The sequence below is a fragment of the Lentilactobacillus parakefiri genome (genome assembly GCF_002157585.1).
Lineage (GTDB): Bacteria > Bacillota > Bacilli > Lactobacillales > Lactobacillaceae > Lentilactobacillus > Lentilactobacillus parakefiri.
Genome location: NZ_BDGB01000078.1, coordinates 1 through 231 on the forward strand (window position 1 = coordinate 1; position 231 = coordinate 231).

1 pseudogene is annotated in these 231 nt (G+C 43.3%); it reads left to right on the plus strand.

Annotated features, from left to right (window positions below):
* Positions 1 to 231 (plus strand): annotated as a pseudogene (locus LPKJCM_RS08450) (IS110 family transposase); the annotation flags it as partial.

The following is a 231-nucleotide window of genomic DNA, read 5'->3' on the forward strand; positions in this document are numbered from 1 at the left end:
CTTAACTGATGAGCTAAATCATTTATCTCATGGCCGGTTTGGCGATGCCAAAAGTGTTGCCAAAGCACTGAAGAAAGCCCTTAGAAGTTCTTATCGGCTTAGCAAGACGGTTGCCGATTCCGTTGATCAAGTATTGGCCATGTACGCTAATCAGTTGCGGATGCTTAATCAACAGCTAAAGCTGTTAAATAAAAGCATTTCTGATCTGTGCTCGGTCATTTCAGGTGCAGA